The sequence below is a fragment of the Candidatus Halocynthiibacter alkanivorans genome, assembly GCF_003333265.1.
In the GTDB taxonomy this organism is placed as follows: domain Bacteria; phylum Pseudomonadota; class Alphaproteobacteria; order Rhodobacterales; family Rhodobacteraceae; genus Halocyntiibacter_A; species Halocyntiibacter_A alkanivorans.
This window is the reverse complement of sequence record NZ_QOLB01000082.1, coordinates 1-18,645: the sequence shown is the minus strand read 5'-3', so window position 1 is coordinate 18,645 and position 18,645 is coordinate 1. Positions and strand designations below refer to the sequence as shown.

Genomic DNA, 18,645 nt, shown 5'->3' with positions numbered 1-18,645 from the left:
TCGAGTTCCGAGCCTGCAATTATCATCGCTTCCAGGCGCTCCTGGCGCACGTATCGCCCGATGCGCATGCGCCGATTCAAAACCGGTCGGCCCGGAATGCGGTGAGGTCTTCATTCATCTGTTCTCCGGCGACGAGCTGAGCAACGAGACGCCCCGTGCGCGGTCCGGTACTCAATCCGATATGCTGGTGCCCGAAGGCCAAAAAGACATTGGGATGGCCTGGCACCGCGCCGATCACTGGCAGGCTGTCAGGCAAGGACGGGCGATGGCCCATCCAGGTCTCGGCATCGTCGAGCTCAGCCGCTGGGAACAGCAAGCGCGCGTGGCGTTTCAGCCGGTCCGTCAGTCGCGGATCAGGCGGAGCATTCATCGGCTTGAACTCGACCATCCCGGCAAGGCGCAGCCCACCTGTCATAGGCGTGGCGACATACTTTCCCGATGTGACCATCATTGGGTGGTTCTGGCGAATACCAGGGTTGGGGAACTGGATATGATAGCCCCGTTCGCTCATCAGCGGAATCCGTGTGCCAAGCTGTCCGGCCAGCGTCGCCGACCATGCGCCTGCGGCAATTACCAGCCGGTCAAAAGGGACTGTGCCTGCCTCGGTGATCAGGGCATGTGCGCCCTCGGCGCCGATCTCGAATGCGTGCGCTTTTGCCTGCAAAAGCCGCCCTCCGCGTTTCTGGAAGGTTTCCACCAGTCCTTTCACCAATTTGGCAGGGTCAAGCGCAAAACCATGTTGCGGTAGCCGCACGGCGAAAGTGAAACCGGGGGCCAAATCGGGCTCCATTTCACGCAGTTCCGCCGCGCCCACTTCGAAATACTCGATCCCGTGGCGGCGGCGGATATCCCAGGCGAAGGCCTCTGCCTCAAAATCGCTTCGCTTGGGGTAAATATAGAGATAGTCGCGCTCGGTCACCCAAGGCTCGCCGCCTGTATCGCGGGCCAATTCCAGATGCTCGTCAATCGAGCCGTCAGTCAGCTTAAACAGCTCGCCCGCGATCCGCTCGACCTCGGAAGCCCGGCCATGGCGCAGATAGTCAATGAACCACTTGGCATTGCGGGCCACATGGAGGAAATCAATCGACAACGGCCCCATTGGGTCCATCAACATTGCCGGAAACTTTTTCAGGATTCCCGGCACCGGCACCGGCACGATGGCGCAGCGTGCCGCGATGCCTGCGTTGCCAAATGAGGCGCCTTCGCCCGGCGGCAGGGCGTCAACAATGGTAACGTCAAAACCCCGGCGCTGAAGGTTGAGAGCCGTTGCGGCGCCAATGATACCTGCGCCAACCACCACCGCGTGACCCGCTCCACCATTTTTGCGAGGTGTCGACTTTGTGTTCATGCCCATCTGCTTAGCTCCGTTTCGCCGCGCGGCGCTTGATGATTTCCGAAACTAGGATAAAAGCTGACATAAACAACAAGAGCAGCGTAGCGACGGCTGCCAACGCGGGGCTGACCCGTAACAGGGCATCGTCCCACATCTGTTTTGGCAGTGTTGTCACTTCGCCGCCGGTGACGAACAGCGCAATGGTCAACTCGTCAAACGAGATGATGAAGGCGAACATGAAGGCGGCAATCATGCCTGAACGGATCATTGGCAAGGTTACCCGCAAAAGCGTCTGTTTGCGGTTTGCGCCCAAAGTAAATGCTGCCATGTCCAGGTTCTGGTCATAGCCTTTCACCACCGCCAAGACAGTGATCACCACATAAGGGATCGCCAGCACCGTGTGGCCAAGGATCAGGCCTATAGTGGTGCCGACCAGCCCGATCTTTGCATAAAGAAAGAACAGGCCGACAGCGATAAAGATATTCGGGATGATGATCGGAGACACCAAGAAAGCAAACACCGCGCCTTTGCCAGAAAACGAGCTTCGCGCCAGCATAAATGCTGCTGGTACACCCAGCAGCATTCCCAGACTGCTTGCCAGTATTGCGACCGTAAATGAGCGCAGCGCTGCGTTGGCCCAGACTGGTGTGTCCGCCAGCGCCTGATACCATTTCAGTGAGAAACCTTGCGGTGGCCAGCCAAGAAACCCGCTTTCAGTAAAGGATACTGGGATGATAAATAGCGCTGGCAGGGCTAGAAACGCCATCATCAGCAGACCCACCGCCCAGATCGCGATGCGTCCGCTATCGGCGTGTCGCTTGTCAGCACGGCGCGGAAAGATGCGTTCGATGGCCAACCCGATCCACTCGAAAAGCGTACCCATACCGCGAGTGAACATCCCGCCAACCTGCGCGCCGACATAACCGATCGGGTTCTTAGACAGGCTGGTGGCACGCTTTGCCTCGCCGCCGGACAGCGTTGAGAGGCCCAAAAGTTTGTCGTAGACGAAAAAGATGATCAGCACTGCGACCATCAGCAGGACGCCAATGGCACCGGCAAATCCCCAGTTCAGGATCTCCTTGATCTGAAAAATGATGGTCTGCACGATCATCGAATCCCGCGCACCGCCGAGCAGCGCAGGTGTAATAAAAAAGCCCAGCGAGGTGATGAAGACCAGCATCCCGCCAGCGGCGATCCCCGGAACCGACAATGGAAAATATACACGCCAGAATGTTTGCCCGCCGCGTGCCCCCATTGTCGAGCCCGCCTTGGACAGATTGGCGTCGATTCCCTCCATCACTGACAACATTGTCAGGACTGCCAGCGGCATCAGCGCGTGGCTCATGCCGATCATCACGCCGGTAAAGTTAAAGATCATTTTGATTGGCTGTTCAATCACGCCGATATCCAGCAGGAAAGTGTTGACCGCTCCTTTGCGGCCCAGAAGTACGATCCAGGCAAATGTGCGCACCAGAAAGCTGGTCCAGAACGGCATCAGCACCAGAATAGTCAACCGAGCCCGCGTGGTCTTGGCCACCGTGGCCAACAGATAAGCAATCGGATAGCCGCCAAGTATGCAAAGCGCCGTGGTCCAGGCTGCAGTTTTCAGGGTAATCCCCAGCACTTTCATATACACTGGCTTGTCCCACAGGCGCTGGTAGTGCTCCAGTGTCAGTGTGCCATCGGAATCAAGAAAGCTTAGCCCGAACAACATTGAGACCGGCAGAACAAAGAACACCGCAAGAAACAGCAATGCCGGGGCGATGCGGCCGTGGCGTGTTACCAGCCGCGACAGGCGCGACGGGGCGCGGGACCCATCTTGTGTGGCGATATTCATAGTTCGCTCTCCAGCTCGGCGTGTTTGAGTACAACCGCGGCGTGTTGTTCCCAGCCAAGCCTGAGTTCAGCTCCTGGGCTGAGGCGTTCAGCGGCACCGCGTGTCAGTTGCGTTACCCGCATGGTGGCGCCCCCTTGCAGCTCGACAAACAGTTTGGTGGCGCCGCCGCCAACGATGACCTCGCGCAGGGTGCCGCTGACTTCGTTGGGTCGACTCTCACCGGTGCCGAGCACGTCGATGGCTTCGGGGCGGGTCATCAGTTTGACCCTTTCACCGACGCCGAGGTTGGGATTGGGCAGCGCCCGGGTGAGGCCAGCGCCGCCGATCTCAACCGAGCTACCGTTGCCGTTCGCTTCTCGGATGACACCGTCCACAAGATTGGATTCACCAAGGAAATCTGCGGCAAATACGGTACTGGGGCGGAAATACAAATCTTCTGGTGTGCCAATCTGTTCGACTCGCGCGTTGTTCATCAGGCAGATGCGATCGGACATGACCATCGCTTCTTCCTGATCGTGGGTGACATACATGATGGTCACCCCCAGTTGTTCGTGCAGATGCTTGATTTCAAGTTGCAGATGGTCGCGCAGTTTTTTGTCCAGCGCACCCAGAGGTTCGTCCATCAGAATGATCGACGGCTCGTATACAAAGGCGCGTGCCAGCGCGATACGCTGTTGCTGGCCACCGGATAGCTCCTGTGGGTAACGAGCGGCGACATGACCAAGCTTGACCATATCCAGGACACGCATCACCGCCTTTTCGCGGTCAATTCGGTTCATTTTGCGCATTTCCAGCGGGAATCCAATATTCTGACCGATGGTCATATGTGGGAACAACGCATAGTTCTGGAACACCATGCCGATTTCGCGCTGAAACGGCGGCAAATGGGTTGCCTCGCGCCCGTCAATCCAGATTTGCCCGCTGTCAGGATCATTCAGCCCGGCGACAGCCCATAGTAAGGTGCTTTTTCCCGAGCCGGAGGGTCCCAGGAGTGTGAGAAATTCACCGTCACGTAAGTCGATATCGGCCGAGTCCAGCGCGACAACTGACCCGTAAGTCTTTCTCAAAGAACGGATTTTAAGTTTGATATTTTCGCCTGACACGGTGGTCTCCCGAATTTCATCGTCCAGATAACAATTGACTGCACTCGCCCGGACATCGCGAGTTCAACGAACTGAATAGGCGGGGGATATCCCCCGCCTGACAGCCTAAATGATACGAGTTCTAGGACAGCAACCAGGCTTCAAATCGCTCGGCGGCTTCATCCTTATGTGCACCCCAGAAATCGGTGTCGACCGCAACCATTTTGGGCAGATACGCTGGGTTGGTCGGCAGCACTTTGGCCCGTTCGGGATCGATGTATTCGAACGCACTCGGGTTGGTCGGACCATAAGCGACATGCGGCGTAAAGAGCGCCTGTTGCTTGCCCTGAGCCGCGAATTCGATGAATTCACGCATCAGATCGGCGTTAGGTGTGCCTTTGAGGATGGTCCAGCCCTCATAGGTGTAGAGTGCACCGTCCCAGACCAGTTTAACCGGAGCACCTTCGTCAACAGCGACCTGTGCGCGACCATTCCATGTCGGCAGCAAGTCAACCTCGCCGGCGTTCAGCAATTGCGAGGTTTGTGCGCCCCCGGTCCACCAAATATCAATCGAATCCTTGATCTTGTCCAGACTGGCAAAGGCACGATCGAAATCAAGCGGGTAAAGATCAGCCGGTGCAACACCGTCGGCTAAAAGCGCCTGTTCCATCGTGTCGAACGGGTGCTTGCGCATGGCCCGCGCACCCGGAACTTTGTCGATGTCCCAGAAGTCGGCCCAACTATTGGGGCCATTGTCACCCAGAACATCAGTGCGATACGCTATCAGAGTCGCGTAAACGTCATTCCCAAGAATGAACTCTCCTCGAAGATCTTCGGGCACTTCGCTCAGGTTCGGGCCGGGCCCACCTTGCGGTGCAATAGGCTCAAGATATCCCAAATTGACCAGCGATTGGTGCGATGATTTTGATAACAGCGCGCCGTCCCAAGTGTAGTTCCCGGCTTCGATCATCGCCTTGATCATACCGGTCGGCTCGTGTTCACCCTGAATTCCGATCACTTCGATACCGGTTTCAGCCCTGAACGGCTCGTAATATGCCTGTACGAAACCCGCGGTGAACGGGCCACCCGGATCGCGAACGGTGATTTTGCGTTCGCTTGCCCAGGAGGGCTTTATGAAGGGCGTTGCAAGCAGTGCGGCACTAGCAACTGATGTGCCCAGAAAAGCCCGGCGCGATACATCGCCAAGCCGGGTATTGCGTGATTTTGAGTTTGTCATTTTTGTTCCCCGTCAAACTTCGTGCTGCATTATTATTTGGTTCTGCGAAGATAGGGTGGACAAAGTATAGGCGCAAATTGTAAAAATCACTGGATCAATAGTTTTTTTGAATATGGTTACGCCATGATACCAAATCTTTCCATCCGCCAGTTGCAGACATTCCGCGAGATCATGCGCTCAGGCACGGTCAGCGCGGCATCCCGTGTGTTGGGGCGAACTCAACCTTCGGTGAGTGCCATGCTGGCCAATCTTGAAACCGAACTGGGGTTTGATCTGTTTGAGCGGCGCAAGGGTCGCCTGATCCCCACGCCAGAGGCGCATTTCTTTTTTGAGGAAACCCAGGAAATCCTCGATCGAATCGACCGCACAGCTCAAACCATGCGCGAAATCGGTGATCTTGACCGGGGTCAGTTGAAAATCGCTTCGTTGCCGGGGGCCTCGTTGTTTCTGTTGCCAAGGATTGTGGCAGATTTTGTTAGAGACCGGCCCCAGGTGAATGTGCTGCTGATGACCCGGACCTCGATCAAAGTGTGTGATTGGATCGCTTCGCAGCAATACGATGTGGGGATCGCCGAAATGCCGGACCAGCATGGGTCTATCAACATTCAACCGATCGGGCTTGAATGCGTTTGTGCCTTGCGCAAAGATGATCCGCTTGCAGCAAAATCCGCGCTGACACCTGATGACCTTGATAACGCGCCAATGGCGGCATTGTATAAGGAACACTTGACCACTCAGAACGCGCAGCGGGTTTTTGCCGAGGCGGGCAAGCGTTTTAGGGTGCGGTTTGAAACCAGTGTTTTTGTCACGGCGCTGTCCTTTGTTGAACAGGGGGCCAGCTATGCCCTCATTGATCAGATCAGCGCCGCGAGTTACCGGCTCAACCGAGGCCATGAAGGCGTCCTTACCTTCCGCCCGTTCCGACCGCGCCTTCCCTACAACATCGCCGTCGTGACGCCGGCACATCGCCCGCCGTCACGCCTCGCTGCGGCCTTTTGTGACACGATTGAACGGGAGGTGAAGCGCTTCATTGAGATGGTTTGAATACAATATGCCGCTGTTAGCGAACTAGTTGTACCATTGGCCAGAAGTGGGTAGCCGTTTCGGTGGTTCTTCCGTCGGCAGAGCGTTCATACTCCCCGGCGCCATACGGTTTTTCTATCTACAACACAATCAATTGGCCGGCGGAAACCTAGCATCTCGGCCAGAATCTGGTGATCCGCTGTCTCAAAAATATGGCGCTTTTATCGCGGCGGGTTCCGTTATCTTGGCCTCGGTCATGATTAATCTCCTCTGCGTAGGTGCGAAGTGCAAGCCAATCCCCACCGAAGAACATCCGTATCCAGCTAGTTTTGAAGCATTAACATCGACGATAGAAATTCTGTACTCTTCTTCTAGAAATTAGAACCATTGGGTGCCCTGGAATGGCTTTTACTCCGACGGAGATCAGTTCGCTTCTGGCAGGAATAGCCTCTGCTTTGACGAGCGGAAGTTTAGACCGTTGGCAGGTGAAATTCTTAGAGGATATGGGGAAAAGGCTTGGTAGGGACGGTGTGAGAGCTCATTTGAGTCCTAAGCAAATCCGAAAACTCAGGCAGATAATTGCTCCGTTCACGCGGCAGACCCAAGCCAGTTCAGGTGTGATCAGAAAACCAAGCCATTGGTCGCCTCCCAGGGGTGGTGGAAACCCTCGTCCCAGATACCAAAGCAAAACGTCAAACCGTGCCAGACGAAGAATGGGAATCCGAAAGACGGACATAAAGCTTATAACGGCACTTGCCTTAGTCTTTGTTCTTGCAGTCGCTCAGTTTGACAACAGCGGTTCCAAGTCCCCGATATCGGAGTTTGTTGGTTCTGCATCCGGTGGTTTCTCAATCACAGATGGTGACACAATCAAAATGAACGGGGAAAGAAAAGGTACAAGGCTTGTCGGCTTCAATACCCCTGAAACGTATAAGCCGCTTTGTCAGCAGGAGTTCGCCCTGGGAAAGAAAGCTACTCGACGTTTAGAAGAGCTGGTGAGGACTGCTTCACTGGTGGAGGTGGAAAAAGTAGCGTGCGCCTGTCTTCCCGGTACTCAGGGTACTGCGAAGTGAAACTATGGTCGGAGCTGTGGAATCCTTCGGGTTGATGGGCAGGATGTAGGTCCAATTCTTGTTTCAGAAGGCCTCGCTGTAAGTTTTAAGTGTGGTCGAACAACATGTCCCAAGACGCCTCGACCTTGGTGCAATTGAACAGCTGGAGCAGGATGCTCAAATGGTTACTGGGAAGCGTCTTGATTGCTGGACCGTCAAACGGATTTTGTCTCCATTTCTGGGGCTGACATATTTTCCGAGTCGCCCACCCTACACCCAGACAGACGTGGGCGGTTTTGACCATTGAGGTGCTTTTGTCCCCTTTTGTCAGGGTGTCGGGGAAGCGTTCCGATTTTTCCTCCGACCCTAAACGGGTATTATTATCCGCGACGTCGCCATTCAGCTTTGGGCTGGAGAAGCCCCGTCGCTTTCGAACACAAGGTGCGTTCAAACGAGCACCGGGGCGGCACAAAAACGCGACAGGTCCATGAAACGGCGACCCAGATCTGTTCCGGCCGCCGTTTTTTTATCCGTTTTTGGCCCGCTTATTGCGCCGCCAGCAACCGTGCCCCGTGCGGGTTATCAATGACCATTTTCCAGCCGCCACCGCTCTGACGCCTCAAAATCGCGACCGACAAGCCGCTGTCGCTGATCTGAACGCCCTCCGGCCCCGTCGCCACCATGCTCCAGGGCGCGATATGAACCGCCGTGTCGCCGTTCACCACCACCTCATGGCCGCTATAGGTGAATTCTGGTTTTGCCTGCGAGAACCCGGTGAACATCTGCATGATCTGCTCCCGGTCGGTGACCGGAACACCCGGCTCAAACATCACCAGCGAGCGCGCCTCATAGCTCTCCATCACGGCGGCGATATCCCCCGCCTGAAACGCTTCTGTCATTGTTTCAACCACGGTCAGAACCGCCATTTCGTCTGCTGTCATTGTCGTCTTCTCCTGTGCAAAAATTGGGCTGCCTGCGCTGAGTGCCAGGGAATAAACCCCTGCCATAACTGATATTTTTAGAGTCATATCTTCGTTCTTCCTTCGGGTTGCTATTGGTAAAAAACCGACAAAGCGGCCTTGGTCGCGGCCCCGCTCCGGTGCCGCGTCATTGCGTTTCATTTTGGCAAATTCAGGAGGTCAGACAGGCCCTGGACTCAGGATATCTTCCAGATGGGCGGCAAAATCCCGCGGGCTTGAAAACGCTGCCATCGCCTGCTGCGCCTTCATCGCCCGCAGGTCTTTTTCAACACCCGCAACCTGGTTCAGGACCTGCTGATATCCCGGCGCGTCGCGCGACAGAACCGCCTTTGTGCCCACCCGGCCCGCACGTTGTGCCGCCGGCAAACGGCGCGGACAGGAACAGCGCGCCCCGGCAGAGACCACACCACAATGCTGCGCGGTAAAGTCCTGCACCTGCGCCCGCGCCCGCGCCAGTCGCTGGCGATGAGTAGCCGGCGGAACCGAGGAAATTTCTGCCGCGGAGCGATGGTCAAATTCCAGCACATCCCCCAGCACATAGGCCAAACGATGTGCCATATCGAGGCAGAGCAGCATCGCCATGGTACAGCCGACCCGCAGCTCGTTCAGCAGCACCACATCCTCAGCACTGGCAGCTGCTTCATCCACCAGCCCGTCGGCCAGGTCGGCGCCGAACAGATCAAAACTCAGTCCCGGATCTCGGGCACGGATTTTTTGCGCCGACAGCAGATGGTTGACCGCGACACGGTAACTCCAGGTCAGAAAAGAACTCTCGCCCCTGAACGAACCCAGTTTTGTCACCAGCAGGATCAGGATATCCTGGGTCGCGTCTTCAGCCTGTACCGGGTCCGCCAGCATGCGCAGCGCCAGATGGTAAATCCGGTCCTGGCTCTGACGCACCACTTCAGTCAACGCTGCCTGGCTGCCACCCTGAGCACGGGCAACTTCGTCTTCAATTTTTTCGGCCATCCAGGCCTCCTTTCACATCACTCTACAAAGTTAGACGCCGCTGCCAGGCATTATGTGACAGGGTTTTTGCATTTTCTTGCGTGTGCTGCCGGTTTTCGCCGCGCACGGGAGCGCAGCCAGCGCCAAAACCGGCGCCAACGATGAGCCAAACGCTCTCGCCTTAAACACATCCCGGCATACTTTTTCTTCCATCGGTAAAAGGTCGCCACAGCTTCGGCCCAAGACACTAGTGGGCTCTAACCGAACCTTCACCGCATCGGATATTTAATTCGAAGGTGGCGCAGGCTGTCTTTGGATTTGACTGTTTTGACTAATTCAGCAGTGAGATGCTTCATAAGCGCAACCTTGTTCGCAAATTTCTCTTCCCCCAATCCTTCCCCCTATGTGAGCGAGGATTAGTCAGGTCCTGCCGGAGGTCATCGGAATGGAAAAGGCTATAATTACTGCTAAAGCAAGTAGTTGCGTAACTTGTAGGTACTTGTTGGAAGTCCCGTAGGCGGACACCTCCTCCGCCAGCACCCCATTTACAATTTAATCCCAGTGTATTAAGGTGTTGGCGCATATATTGGAACATATATGGGAACATACGGCATGGTTGAGTTTCCTCCCACAACGTTGGTTCTGACTAAAGGGAAGTGGTACGTCAATTGCACGGTACCTAAAGACCTCAGGTCCTACTTTTCTGGTCGTAATCAGATCAGGAAGAGTACGGGCACGACAGACATGGTGGACCTGCCACGGTATTGTTCCGCCCCTTTGAGAGCATATTCTACCCCAAAGGAGATAAACCATGGCACTACGACCATCCGAAGAATTCAAACGCGACGCAGTGCGGATCGCATTGACCAGCGGGCTGACCCGCCGACAAGCGTCGTCCGATCTTGGGGTTGGTATGTCCACCCTGTGCAAGTGGATCAGAACCTATCGTGACGCGGACGTTGTTTCGAAAGAGGATCAGGAACTGGCCAAGGAAAACGAACGCCTTCGCCGGGAAAACCGCCTTCTTCGTGAGGAGAGGGAGCTGTTAAAAAAAGCAACAATCTTCTTTGCGGACCAAAGCAAATGAGGTTCGCATTTGTTGAAAAGCACCGCAATACCATCCCAACAAAGCGGCTTTGCCGGATTGTGGATGTCACCCCTCGCGGCTATCGGGCCTGGTGCAAGCGCCCTGCCAGTCAGCGACAGCGGAAAGATCTGGTTTTTCTGGCCCATATCCGGGAACAGCATCGCCTGAGCCTGCAAAGCTATGGCCGCCCGAGAATGACCGAAGAGCTTAAAGAGCTTGGCTTGGATGTCGGCCACCGGCGCGTAGGGCGTCCACTCTCGGCGGATTTGCTTTGCAAATCGCCTGCCGGGCAACGGATGCGCCAGAACGGAATATCCGTCATCAGAACCCAAAAATACAAGGTCACGACGGATAGTAATCACAGCTTCAACATCGCACCAAACCTGTTGAAGCGGAATTTCTCAGCAGATCGGCCCAATCGAAAATGGGTGGTTGATATCAGCTATGTCTGGACGCGCGAAGGCTGACTCTATCTGGCCGTGGTTCTGGACCTCTATTCGAGGCGCGTCATTGGCTGGGCTGTCAGCAACCGAATGAAAAGGGGTCTGCCAATCAGGGCGCTGAATATGGCGATTGCTCTGCGCAGGCCGCCCAAAGGATGCATCCATCATTCTGATAGGGGCAGCCAATATTGCTCGCAGGATTACCAGAAAATCCTGCGCCAGTATGGCTTCAAGGTCTCCATGAGCGGCAAGGGAAATTGTTATGATAACGCCGCTATGGAAACCTTCTTCAAAACCATCAAAGCGGAACTGATCTGGCGGTACTCTTGGCAAACCCGCAGGTCTGTTGAAATCGCCATCTTCGAGTACATCAATGGCTTCTATAATCCCCGCCGCAGACACTCGGCACTGAGCTGGAAAAGCCCCTTGGCTTTTGAAAAGATCGCCGCTTAAATGAGCACTTGGGGCGGAACGAAAGCGGGACAGGTCCACAACAGTCAGCCGTAACAACCAGGACACCCCGTCGAAAGTCCCGGGCCTCAAAGCCCGCAATGCAGAAAGGGACTTGGTTTGCGGACCCCATCCACTGCCCGGCAGGGCATTGCGCAGCAATGTCCCGAGAGGGAGGGCCAGCGGTCGAGAACCGCGTAAACAGGCCGGACACAAGACGGCTTCTGACCAATGCGCAGATCACCTCAAAATGTCTTGCTATGCAGGAGCTATCCACACAAGACTTTCGTAGTTGGTAAATTAGAAGCCCTGCGTCTGCCGAAGGGCTAAGCGAAAAACGGCACGCAAGGTCATACATATCTCAATTGCGAGATCCGAATAACGTGCCTGAGCTCTAGGTGACTTGCGGCGCTGCGCTGCCCAATTCTGGGCAACGTCATCCGCAATCCGCACCGCCAAATCACCGCGCCGCCGTAGATCTTCATTGTAATCTGACCAGTTCGTAACACTATACTGTGCTTTGGGAAATTTGTTGCGGCGGCCATCATTGAGTTTGTAGGGCATCGACGTCAGCTCGCGGTAAGGAAAGCACCAGAGTTAATCGGGGACACGGGTCCGTGCAACACACCCTGCCTGACGATAAAAAGCAGCGACTGCCTCAATCTGACCAGATCTGGTGCGTGTCTGACCCGCTTGCTCGGTAACGCGCGATATGTGCGCATCGCGCGGGTCAGGCATGCGCCATCTGCTGGCAGATGTCGCTCAGCGTTCGACAGACATGCTGATGTGTTTGCCGTGACCTGCCTGGCCCAAAAACCTGCCATCGTCCACAAGCACCTGTCCGCGGGACAGTACTGTGACCGGCAGGCCTTTGACTGTAGTGCCGCAAAACGGGTTGTAGCCCACATTGTCGTGCAGGTCATTGTCACCATAAGTGCGGCTGAGTTCCGGGTCCCAGATTGCGATATCTGCATCAAACCCCACTGCGATCTGCCCCTTTCCCGTCAGGCCAAAGGCACGCGCCGGTGCTGTGGCGGTGAGATTTGCGAACTTTTCAACCCCCTGGCGACCCTCGCTGACCATAGCGTCAAACATCAGTTCCAACCGTGTTTCCAGGCCTGGCATCCCGTTGGCGATCTTGTTGAAAGGCGCGTCTTTGCCATGAGCGTATTTGCCGGTCTCATCCAGCCGGTAGGGCGCGTGGTCCGAGGTGACCAATTCAATGGTGCCGTCAGAAATCGCTTCCCAAAGGGCTTCCTGGTCATCAGTGCTGCGCTGGGGCGGCGAGCACATGAAGCGGGCCGCGTCATCCTGTTCCAGTATGTCGACGGTCATGCGCAGATAATGCGGGCAGGTCTCGGCCTGGACCGGCACGCCGCGCGCGCGGGCCTGGCGCACCACCTCTGCGCCTTCGCGGGTGGAGACGTGAAAGATCATGATCGGTTGGCCGGTGAATTCAGCAAAGCGGCACATCCGGTCGATGGCTTCGATCTCGGCTTCACGCGGGTGGGACAGGGCGTGGTATTTTGGCGCGGTTTTGCCGGCGTTCAACAGTCGCGCGGTCATGTGCCGGATCAGCCCGTCATTTTCGGCGTGAAAACACACCAGCGCGCCTCTGGCTTTGGCGGTGGCCAGCACGTCAAGAATGGCGTGATCGTCCTGGCGCACCTTGTCGTAGGTGGTGAAAATCTTGATTGAGCGGTGGCCCTGGTCGATCAGATCGGGGATGTCATGCGCCAGGTTGTCGCCGCTGATGTCGGCCACGATCATATGAAAGGCATAGTCGATCATCGCGCCTTTTTCTGCCAGCACGGCATAGTCCGCCACCACGTCGCGCATGCGTTTGCCGGGGTGCTGGGCGGCAAAAGACACCACCGTTGTGGTGCCGCCATAGGCCGCCGAGCGGGTGGCGCTTTCAAACGTATCGGCATTCATCAGCCCTGCGCCCGAGATCTGTTCGATATGGCAATGGGTGTCCACGCCGCCGGGCAGCACGTATTGACCATGGGCGTTGATCTCGTTGGGTGCAGCGGGCAGGCCGGCGCCAATGGCGATAATCTTACCGCCGCCAATTGCAACATCGACTTCACGTGCACCCTCGGGTGTCACGACAGTGCCGCCTCGGATGACGAGATCTGTCTCAACCTGTGTCATTTTACATTCCTTGATTGAATTTTCGACTTCACCATACCGACTGTATACACTCAGGTGCGGAGTGTATATAGTTTATGGAGGCAGGCAGGTTTCAGGCGTGTTACGGCAGGGAAACAGGTGCAGTTCAACCGACGGGAAACAGATTTATGAACCAGATTGATGACGTCGCACGCTCGCTGGGGCAGTCCGCTTATGAGCGGCTGCGCAACATGATTCTTGACGGCACGCTGCCATCAGGGACGCGGTTGCAGGAAAAAACCTTTGCCGAGCGGCTCGGCGTGTCACGCACCCCGGTACGCGAAGCAATTGGCCAGCTTGTCAGCGAAGGTCTGGTGACCCGTTCCGGTGGTGGAGTTACCATGGTGAACAGTATTTCCCTGACTGATGTCATGGAGATCCTGCACCTGCGCCGCCTGCTTGAATGCGAAGCCGCGCGTCAGGCGGCCCTGTCAAATAAGGGTGTGGAGGAGCTTTCAGCCCTGCGCGGCCGGATCATTGAATTCCTTGACGGACCGCGCCCGGATGCCGAAACCCATGCCCAGTTGGACGACGATTTGCACATTGCAATCGCACGTATCGCCGGCTCTCACTTGCTGAAAGAGATGATCGAAAATCTCAAACTGAAAACGCGTATTTTTGATCAGGGCTCGATTCCGGACCGCTTTGAGCCCGGCTGTCAGGAACATATCCGGATTATTGATGCCATCATCGCCAATGGCCCGGAGGCGGCGGAAGAACTGATGCGTACCCATATCACCAATGCACGTGAAGCCATCATTGGCCATATCCACCGGCCGTTCTGAGTGTTGCAGACAAGTTTTTGATCAAGGCATCACTCTGTACTGTTGACATGGTATACACAAGGTATACCAATGGCGCCACCGGCAAGGAGCGGGCAGCTTGACTGGGGCGATCAAATCGTCCGGCGGCCGCAACTCTCTGTAAGCCCTCTTTGGAGGTGCCGGACTCAATCTGCGCAGCCGGTCCAGTCCAGAGGCAAATAAAGTGAGGTCGCTATGACTATCTATATTGTGAACCCAAACAGCAGCCAGGTGGTGACCGATGGTATTGATCGTGCCGTCGATCCAATGCGCGCCGCGAGCCCGGTTGCGATCCAGGCCCGCACCCTGGCGGAAGGCCCCGCAGGTATCGAATCCCAGGCCCATGTGGACGGGGTTGTCGCGCCGCTTCTGGCCCATTGCCGCGCGTTGGAAGACAGCGCCAGCGCTTTTGTCGTTGCCTGTTTTTCTGACCCCGGTCTGGCGGCGCTGCGCGAGCAATCCGCCCACCCGGTGCTTGGCATTGCCGAGAGCGCGGTTCTGACCGCGATGACCCTGGGCCAGCGCTTTGGCATCGTCTCGATCCTGTCCAAATCAGTGCCGCGTCACATGCGCTATCTCGGCGCGATGGGGGTGATGGACCGGCTCGCTGGCGATATGCCGCTTGAACTGGGAGTGGCGGATCTGGCCGACCAGGACCGCACTTTTGAACGGCTTAAAACCGTGGGCGCGGCGCTTCGGGATCAGAATGGTGCCGATGTACTCATTCTGGGCTGCGCTGGCATGACCGCGTTTCGCACCGATCTGGAAGCCCATCTTAACTTGCCGGTGGTTGAGCCTTGCCAGGCCGCCACTGCCATGGCCATCGGCCGCGTTGCCCTGCAACAGACATACTGAGGAGAAGACTATGACCAGACTGACAGAAGCCGCAAAAGGCGTTTACGTCATCGCGGTGACACCGTTTCATGACGACGGCGCCATTGATATGGAAAGTTGCGACCGCATGGTCGATTTTTACCTCGATGCTGGCGCCACCGGCCTGACCGTTCTGGGCATGATGGGCGAGGCACCGAAACTGACGGTTGAAGAATCGCGCGCGGTTGTGCGCCGGATTCTGACGCGGGTGAACGGGCGCGTTCCTGTTGTCGCCGGTGTTTCTGCGCCGGGGTTCGCCCAGGTGGAAACGCTGAGCAAAATGGTGATGGATGACGGGGCTTCCGGCGTGATGATCGCGCCGCCCGGCGCGTTGCGCACTGACGATCAGATTTTCAACTATTACAGCCAGGTGTCTGAAGTCATTGGCGATGCGCCCTTTGTGTTGCAGGATTTCCCGCTGGCCACCGGGGTGCAGATGGCGCCCGGTGTCATTGCTAAAATAGTCAACAGCATTGCAAGCTGCGTGTGCCTGAAGCACGAAGACTGGCCCGGGCTTGAAAAGGTCTCTGCTCTGCGCGCAGAAGGTATGCTTGAGCGCCGGATCTCGATCCTGTGCGGCAATGGCGGCCTGTATCTGCCCGAAGAGATGGAGCGCGGCGCCGATGGTGCAATGACCGGTTTTGCCTATCCCGAAATGATGGTCAGTGTGGTGGAGCAGCATGCAAAGGGCGACATGGATCGTGCCCGCGATCTGTTTGACGCCTATCTGCCACTGGCCCGCTTTGAACAACAGCCAGGCCTGGGTCTGAGCATCCGTAAATACACCCTGGCCCGGCGTGGCATTATCGCCAGCGCAGCATTGCGGCGTCCGGGTGCGGCGCTGTCCGCCACCGCGCGTGGAGAAGTTGACCGCTTAATTGAGCGGCAGGAAAAACGACTGAAGGAGTTAAACTGATGGATCTGGAACTTAAAGGAAAACGCGCCCTGGTGCTCGGCAGCAGCCGTGGCCTTGGTATGGCGATCGCCAAAGGCCTGGCCGCTGAGGGCGTTGAAGTCTACGCCGCCGCGCGCAGTGTCGACAAAATCAGCGACTGGGCCCAGGGCATGGACAACGTGTATCCGGTGCAGCTTGATCTGAGTGATGTGGAGGCTGTGGATCGCGTGGCCGACATGCTGCTGGCAGACGGCGGCGTCGACATCGTTGTTAACAATGGTGGCGGCCCCCCCCCCGGCACCGCGCAAGCGGCAGGGCGCAGCGACTGGACCCGGCATTTTGAAGCCATGGCCGCCAACTTGTTTCATCTCAGCGGCAGACTTTTGCCTGCGATGCAAAAGCAGGGTTGGGGCCGGATCATCTCGGTCGCTTCTTCCGGTGTTGAGCAGCCGATCCCGAACCTGGCGCTGTCCAATGGCATCCGCGCGGCCGTCGTCGGCTGGTCCAAAACGCTGGCCAGCGAAGTTGCAGCGGATGGCGTGACAGTGAACGTGGTCATGCCCGGCCGGATCCACACCCAGCGGGTGGACGAACTGGACGCGGCAGCGGCCAAACGCACCAGCACCGATGTGGATGAAGTTGCGCGTAAATCCGCAGCATCGATCCCCGCCGGCCGTTATGGCAAGCCCGAAGAGTTCGCTGATGTTGTGGTCTTTCTGGCTTCAGCCCGCGCCTCTTATGTCACAGGCTCGCGGATCCGTATTGACGGCGGCGCAATCCGCTCAGTCTGAGAATGCTGAATAATTCCAGGCGCCCCGTCAGCTTGCCAGCTGACGGGGCGTTTGTTTAGCAGGTATTGATGATCACCCGAATTGCTGTGGCGCCTCCGTCAAACACGCCGCGGCTGATGCCGCGAATCGTGAAGCAGTCTTAAGGCTGTTCGCAGCAGATCATCCCGCGACATCATATCATGATTTCACCCGCTGCATTTTCGGGTCAACCAGCGGCGCCATATGCACGGCGCAGGGCACACGTGTATTGGCGACTTCAAGCTCATATTCACCCGAGGTGACATAAGCGCGATCGACACCATCGCTGCGACGCACATAACCATAACCGATTGACTTTCTGACGGTATAACCAAATCCTCCGGAGCTCAGCCAGCCAACACGTTCGCCGTTGCGGTAAATCGTTTCCCGGCCCAGCAGGATAATTCCAGGATCCTCCACGGTGAACCCGGCCAGCATTTTCTTCACGCCTTTCCAAGTCGACGGACCTAAGTCTCCGGGAGATGCGTTTGCATTGCGTTTGGAGAGGGTTTCCATGGACGAAAACTTACAAAGCTCTTAGCTCCTTTGGCGACGCCACCGCCGCTATGACAAACGGCTGCAAAGGTCGCTAACGCCGCCATTATGGGTGCAAGGTTTTGGTACGGTGGCAATTTACGGCGTAAGAATGCTGCGCGCCGCACGAATGGCTTGTTTGACGAGCCGCGCCGCAGCATCGCAAGGGAGGTCGAACGGCCGGTGTGGGCCGTTCTTGACAGTTAGATCAGAGGGCAGTGGTCCGATTGCTGCACCAGGCACGTTTCGGCGCGAAGGGCGGTTTGCAGGTGGGGTGGATAGCTGCCGCTCCAACCAGCGTCGCAATGCGCCATAATGCAGGTGTCAGGAACTGCTTGTGAGAGGAGCCACCCAATGCAAGTTACAACAGTCGGCCTGGATTTGGCCAAGAACATCTTTCAGGTTCACGGGATTACAGAAGCGGGTGACGTCGCAGTTAACCGATCACTGAGACGTGCGCAAGTTTTGGCATTCTTTGAGCGTATGGACCCATGTCTTGTTGGAATTGAGGCCTGCGGCACCAGCCATCATTGGGCACGTGAGCTGACGAAGCTGGGCCATGAGGTCCGGGTCATACCACCGATGTATGTCAAACCCTATGTGAAGCGTAGCAAGTCAGATGCGGTGGACGCTGAAGCGATTTGTGAGGCCGTCACACGCCCGACGATGCGCTTTGTCGAGATCACATCAGTTGAACAGCAGGCAGCCTTGTCCTTGCACCGCGCCCGCGATCTCATTGTCCGGCAACGCACCTGGCTGATCAACATGCTGCGCAGCTTATTGGCGGAGTTCGGGGTTTCCATTGCACGGGGGCTCGCCCGCGCAATCAGCTATGCACAGGGCTTGCTCGACGGTGAATGGTCTTGTCCCGATTTAGTTCCGGTCTCTTTCGAGCGATATTCGCAATGAAGGAGACAAGAAATGGCACCAAGATACAGCGAATAATTCCAGCGTGACGCGGTTCGCATTGCAACGACCAGCGGCCTGACGCGACCCCGGATTGCGTCGGATTTGGGGGGTGGCGTTTCGACCCTGAACAAGTGGGTTCAACAACACCAGAACGACGACCTGATGTCTGGCCCACATG

General features: G+C 56.7%; 17 protein-coding genes and 2 pseudogenes. 10 read left to right on the top strand and 9 right to left on the bottom strand.

Annotated elements, in window-relative coordinates; translation table 11 throughout:
* Window positions 1-76: 76 nt before the first annotated feature.
* The 4 genes from DWA01_RS09675 to DWA01_RS09660 all read right to left on the bottom strand — a co-directional run bounded on the left by DWA01_RS09675 (window position 77) and on the right by DWA01_RS09660 (window position 5,489).
* Window positions 77-1,354 (bottom strand): NAD(P)/FAD-dependent oxidoreductase, encoded by a 1,278-nt coding sequence (locus DWA01_RS09675; RefSeq protein WP_114285643.1) that lies wholly within the window; start codon window positions 1,352-1,354, stop codon window positions 77-79.
* 4 nt (window positions 1,355-1,358) lie between these two features.
* Complete coding sequence (locus tag DWA01_RS09670) at window positions 1,359-3,170, bottom strand: ABC transporter permease subunit (RefSeq protein WP_114285642.1); 1,812 nt, start codon at window positions 3,168-3,170, stop codon at window positions 1,359-1,361.
* Window positions 3,167-4,273: an ABC transporter ATP-binding protein gene (locus tag DWA01_RS09665; protein ID WP_114285641.1), complete on the bottom strand. Its 1,107-nt coding sequence runs from the start codon at window positions 4,271-4,273 to the stop codon at window positions 3,167-3,169. The genes DWA01_RS09670 and DWA01_RS09665 overlap by 4 nt, the downstream gene beginning before the upstream one ends.
* Before the next feature lie 121 nt (window positions 4,274-4,394).
* Window positions 4,395-5,489, bottom strand: coding sequence for an ABC transporter substrate-binding protein (locus tag DWA01_RS09660; protein ID WP_114285640.1), 1,095 nt, complete (start codon window positions 5,487-5,489; stop codon window positions 4,395-4,397).
* A 123-nt stretch (window positions 5,490-5,612) separates the two neighbouring features.
* On the opposite strand from DWA01_RS09660, the gene DWA01_RS09655 reads away from it, so the two are divergent.
* Both DWA01_RS09655 and DWA01_RS09650 read left to right on the top strand, forming a co-directional pair.
* Entirely contained in the window at window positions 5,613-6,533 is a 921-nt protein-coding gene (locus tag DWA01_RS09655; RefSeq protein WP_200832540.1) for a LysR substrate-binding domain-containing protein, read from the top strand.
* Window positions 6,534-7,225: 692 nt separating this feature from the next.
* Window positions 7,226-7,585, top strand: coding sequence for a thermonuclease family protein (locus DWA01_RS09650; protein WP_114285639.1), 360 nt, complete (start codon window positions 7,226-7,228; stop codon window positions 7,583-7,585).
* Window positions 7,586-8,109: 524 nt separating this feature from the next.
* Here the strand turns inward: DWA01_RS09650 and DWA01_RS09640 are convergent.
* Both DWA01_RS09640 and DWA01_RS09635 read right to left on the bottom strand, forming a co-directional pair.
* Window positions 8,110-8,505 (bottom strand): YybH family protein, encoded by a 396-nt coding sequence (locus DWA01_RS09640; protein ID WP_160116000.1) that lies wholly within the window; start codon window positions 8,503-8,505, stop codon window positions 8,110-8,112.
* 198 nt (window positions 8,506-8,703) lie between these two features.
* Window positions 8,704-9,513, bottom strand: a complete 810-nt coding sequence (locus DWA01_RS09635; RefSeq protein WP_114285636.1) for an RNA polymerase sigma factor — start codon at window positions 9,511-9,513, stop codon at window positions 8,704-8,706.
* Between the two features lie 576 nt (window positions 9,514-10,089).
* Between DWA01_RS09635 and DWA01_RS24020 the strand changes: the two genes are divergently transcribed.
* Window positions 10,090-10,443, top strand: coding sequence for a DUF6538 domain-containing protein (locus tag DWA01_RS24020; RefSeq protein ID WP_419186991.1), 354 nt, complete (start codon window positions 10,090-10,092; stop codon window positions 10,441-10,443).
* Window positions 10,343-11,475: pseudogene (locus DWA01_RS09630) on the top strand (IS3 family transposase). The gene DWA01_RS24020 and the pseudogene DWA01_RS09630 overlap by 101 nt, the downstream one beginning before the upstream one ends.
* 297 nt (window positions 11,476-11,772) lie before the next feature.
* Here the strand turns inward: DWA01_RS09630 and DWA01_RS09625 are convergent.
* Together DWA01_RS09625 and hydA are read right to left on the bottom strand one after the other, a co-directional pair.
* The gene (locus DWA01_RS09625; protein WP_114285635.1) at window positions 11,773-12,036 is read right to left on the bottom strand and encodes a transposase; all 264 of its coding nucleotides are present in this window, start codon (window positions 12,034-12,036) and stop codon (window positions 11,773-11,775) included.
* 198 nt (window positions 12,037-12,234) lie between these two features.
* Window positions 12,235-13,626 carry a dihydropyrimidinase gene (gene hydA, locus DWA01_RS09620; protein ID WP_114285634.1) on the bottom strand — a complete coding sequence of 464 codons (1,392 nt, stop codon included), beginning with the start codon at window positions 13,624-13,626 and terminating at the stop codon, window positions 12,235-12,237.
* Window positions 13,627-13,772: 146 nt separating this feature from the next.
* On the opposite strand from hydA, the gene DWA01_RS09615 reads away from it, so the two are divergent.
* The 4 genes from DWA01_RS09615 (at window position 13,773) to DWA01_RS09600 (ending at window position 17,006) form a co-directional block, all read left to right on the top strand.
* The gene (locus DWA01_RS09615) at window positions 13,773-14,429 is read left to right on the top strand and encodes a GntR family transcriptional regulator (RefSeq protein ID WP_114285633.1); all 657 of its coding nucleotides are present in this window, start codon (window positions 13,773-13,775) and stop codon (window positions 14,427-14,429) included.
* A 213-nt stretch (window positions 14,430-14,642) separates the two neighbouring features.
* On the top strand, window positions 14,643-15,302 hold the full coding sequence (locus DWA01_RS09610; RefSeq protein ID WP_114285632.1) for an aspartate/glutamate racemase family protein: 660 nt from the start codon (window positions 14,643-14,645) through the stop codon (window positions 15,300-15,302).
* 10 nt (window positions 15,303-15,312) lie between these two features.
* The gene (locus DWA01_RS09605) at window positions 15,313-16,236 is read left to right on the top strand and encodes a dihydrodipicolinate synthase family protein (protein WP_114285631.1); all 924 of its coding nucleotides are present in this window, start codon (window positions 15,313-15,315) and stop codon (window positions 16,234-16,236) included.
* Window positions 16,236-17,006: an SDR family oxidoreductase gene (locus DWA01_RS09600; protein ID WP_114285630.1), complete on the top strand. Its 771-nt coding sequence runs from the start codon at window positions 16,236-16,238 to the stop codon at window positions 17,004-17,006. Before DWA01_RS09605 ends, DWA01_RS09600 begins: the two co-directional genes overlap by 1 nt.
* A 177-nt stretch (window positions 17,007-17,183) precedes the next feature.
* On the opposite strand, the gene DWA01_RS09595 is transcribed toward DWA01_RS09600, so the two are convergent.
* A complete protein-coding gene (locus DWA01_RS09595) occupies window positions 17,184-17,462 on the bottom strand; it encodes a glycine cleavage T C-terminal barrel domain-containing protein (protein ID WP_235008501.1) in 279 nt (92 codons plus the stop codon).
* Between the two features lie 450 nt (window positions 17,463-17,912).
* Here DWA01_RS09595 and DWA01_RS09590 point away from each other — a divergent pair.
* Together DWA01_RS09590 and DWA01_RS23545 are read left to right on the top strand one after the other, a co-directional pair.
* Window positions 17,913-18,446: pseudogene (locus DWA01_RS09590) on the top strand (IS110 family RNA-guided transposase); the annotation flags it as partial.
* 78 nt (window positions 18,447-18,524) lie between these two features.
* The coding region (locus DWA01_RS23545; protein WP_473206061.1) for a transposase at window positions 18,525-18,645 on the top strand (121 nt) is incomplete at its 3' end.

Excerpts from the sequence above, each read along its gene's own strand:
- DWA01_RS09670 (WP_114285642.1), bottom strand. The coding sequence starts at position 3,170 with ATGAATATCGCCACACAAGATGGGTCCCGCGCCCCGTCGCGCCTGTCG.
- DWA01_RS09600 (WP_114285630.1), top strand. The coding sequence starts at position 16,236 with ATGGATCTGGAACTTAAAGGAAAACGCGCCCTGGTGCTCGGCAGCAGC.
- DWA01_RS24020 (WP_419186991.1), top strand. The coding sequence starts at position 10,090 with ATGGGAACATACGGCATGGTTGAGTTTCCTCCCACAACGTTGGTTCTG.
- DWA01_RS09675 (WP_114285643.1), bottom strand. The coding sequence starts at position 1,354 with ATGGGCATGAACACAAAGTCGACACCTCGCAAAAATGGTGGAGCGGGT.
- DWA01_RS09650 (WP_114285639.1), top strand. The coding sequence starts at position 7,226 with ATGGGAATCCGAAAGACGGACATAAAGCTTATAACGGCACTTGCCTTA.
- DWA01_RS09615 (WP_114285633.1), top strand. The coding sequence starts at position 13,773 with ATGAACCAGATTGATGACGTCGCACGCTCGCTGGGGCAGTCCGCTTAT.
- DWA01_RS09595 (WP_235008501.1), bottom strand. The coding sequence starts at position 17,462 with ATGCTGGCCGGGTTCACCGTGGAGGATCCTGGAATTATCCTGCTGGGC.
- DWA01_RS09640 (WP_160116000.1), bottom strand. The coding sequence starts at position 8,505 with ATGACAGCAGACGAAATGGCGGTTCTGACCGTGGTTGAAACAATGACA.
- DWA01_RS09605 (WP_114285631.1), top strand. The coding sequence starts at position 15,313 with ATGACCAGACTGACAGAAGCCGCAAAAGGCGTTTACGTCATCGCGGTG.
- hydA (WP_114285634.1), bottom strand. The coding sequence starts at position 13,626 with ATGACACAGGTTGAGACAGATCTCGTCATCCGAGGCGGCACTGTCGTG.
- DWA01_RS09655 (WP_200832540.1), top strand. The coding sequence starts at position 5,613 with ATGATACCAAATCTTTCCATCCGCCAGTTGCAGACATTCCGCGAGATC.
- DWA01_RS09660 (WP_114285640.1), bottom strand. The coding sequence starts at position 5,489 with ATGACAAACTCAAAATCACGCAATACCCGGCTTGGCGATGTATCGCGC.
- DWA01_RS09625 (WP_114285635.1), bottom strand. The coding sequence starts at position 12,036 with ATGCCCTACAAACTCAATGATGGCCGCCGCAACAAATTTCCCAAAGCA.
- DWA01_RS09610 (WP_114285632.1), top strand. The coding sequence starts at position 14,643 with ATGACTATCTATATTGTGAACCCAAACAGCAGCCAGGTGGTGACCGAT.
- DWA01_RS09635 (WP_114285636.1), bottom strand. The coding sequence starts at position 9,513 with ATGGCCGAAAAAATTGAAGACGAAGTTGCCCGTGCTCAGGGTGGCAGC.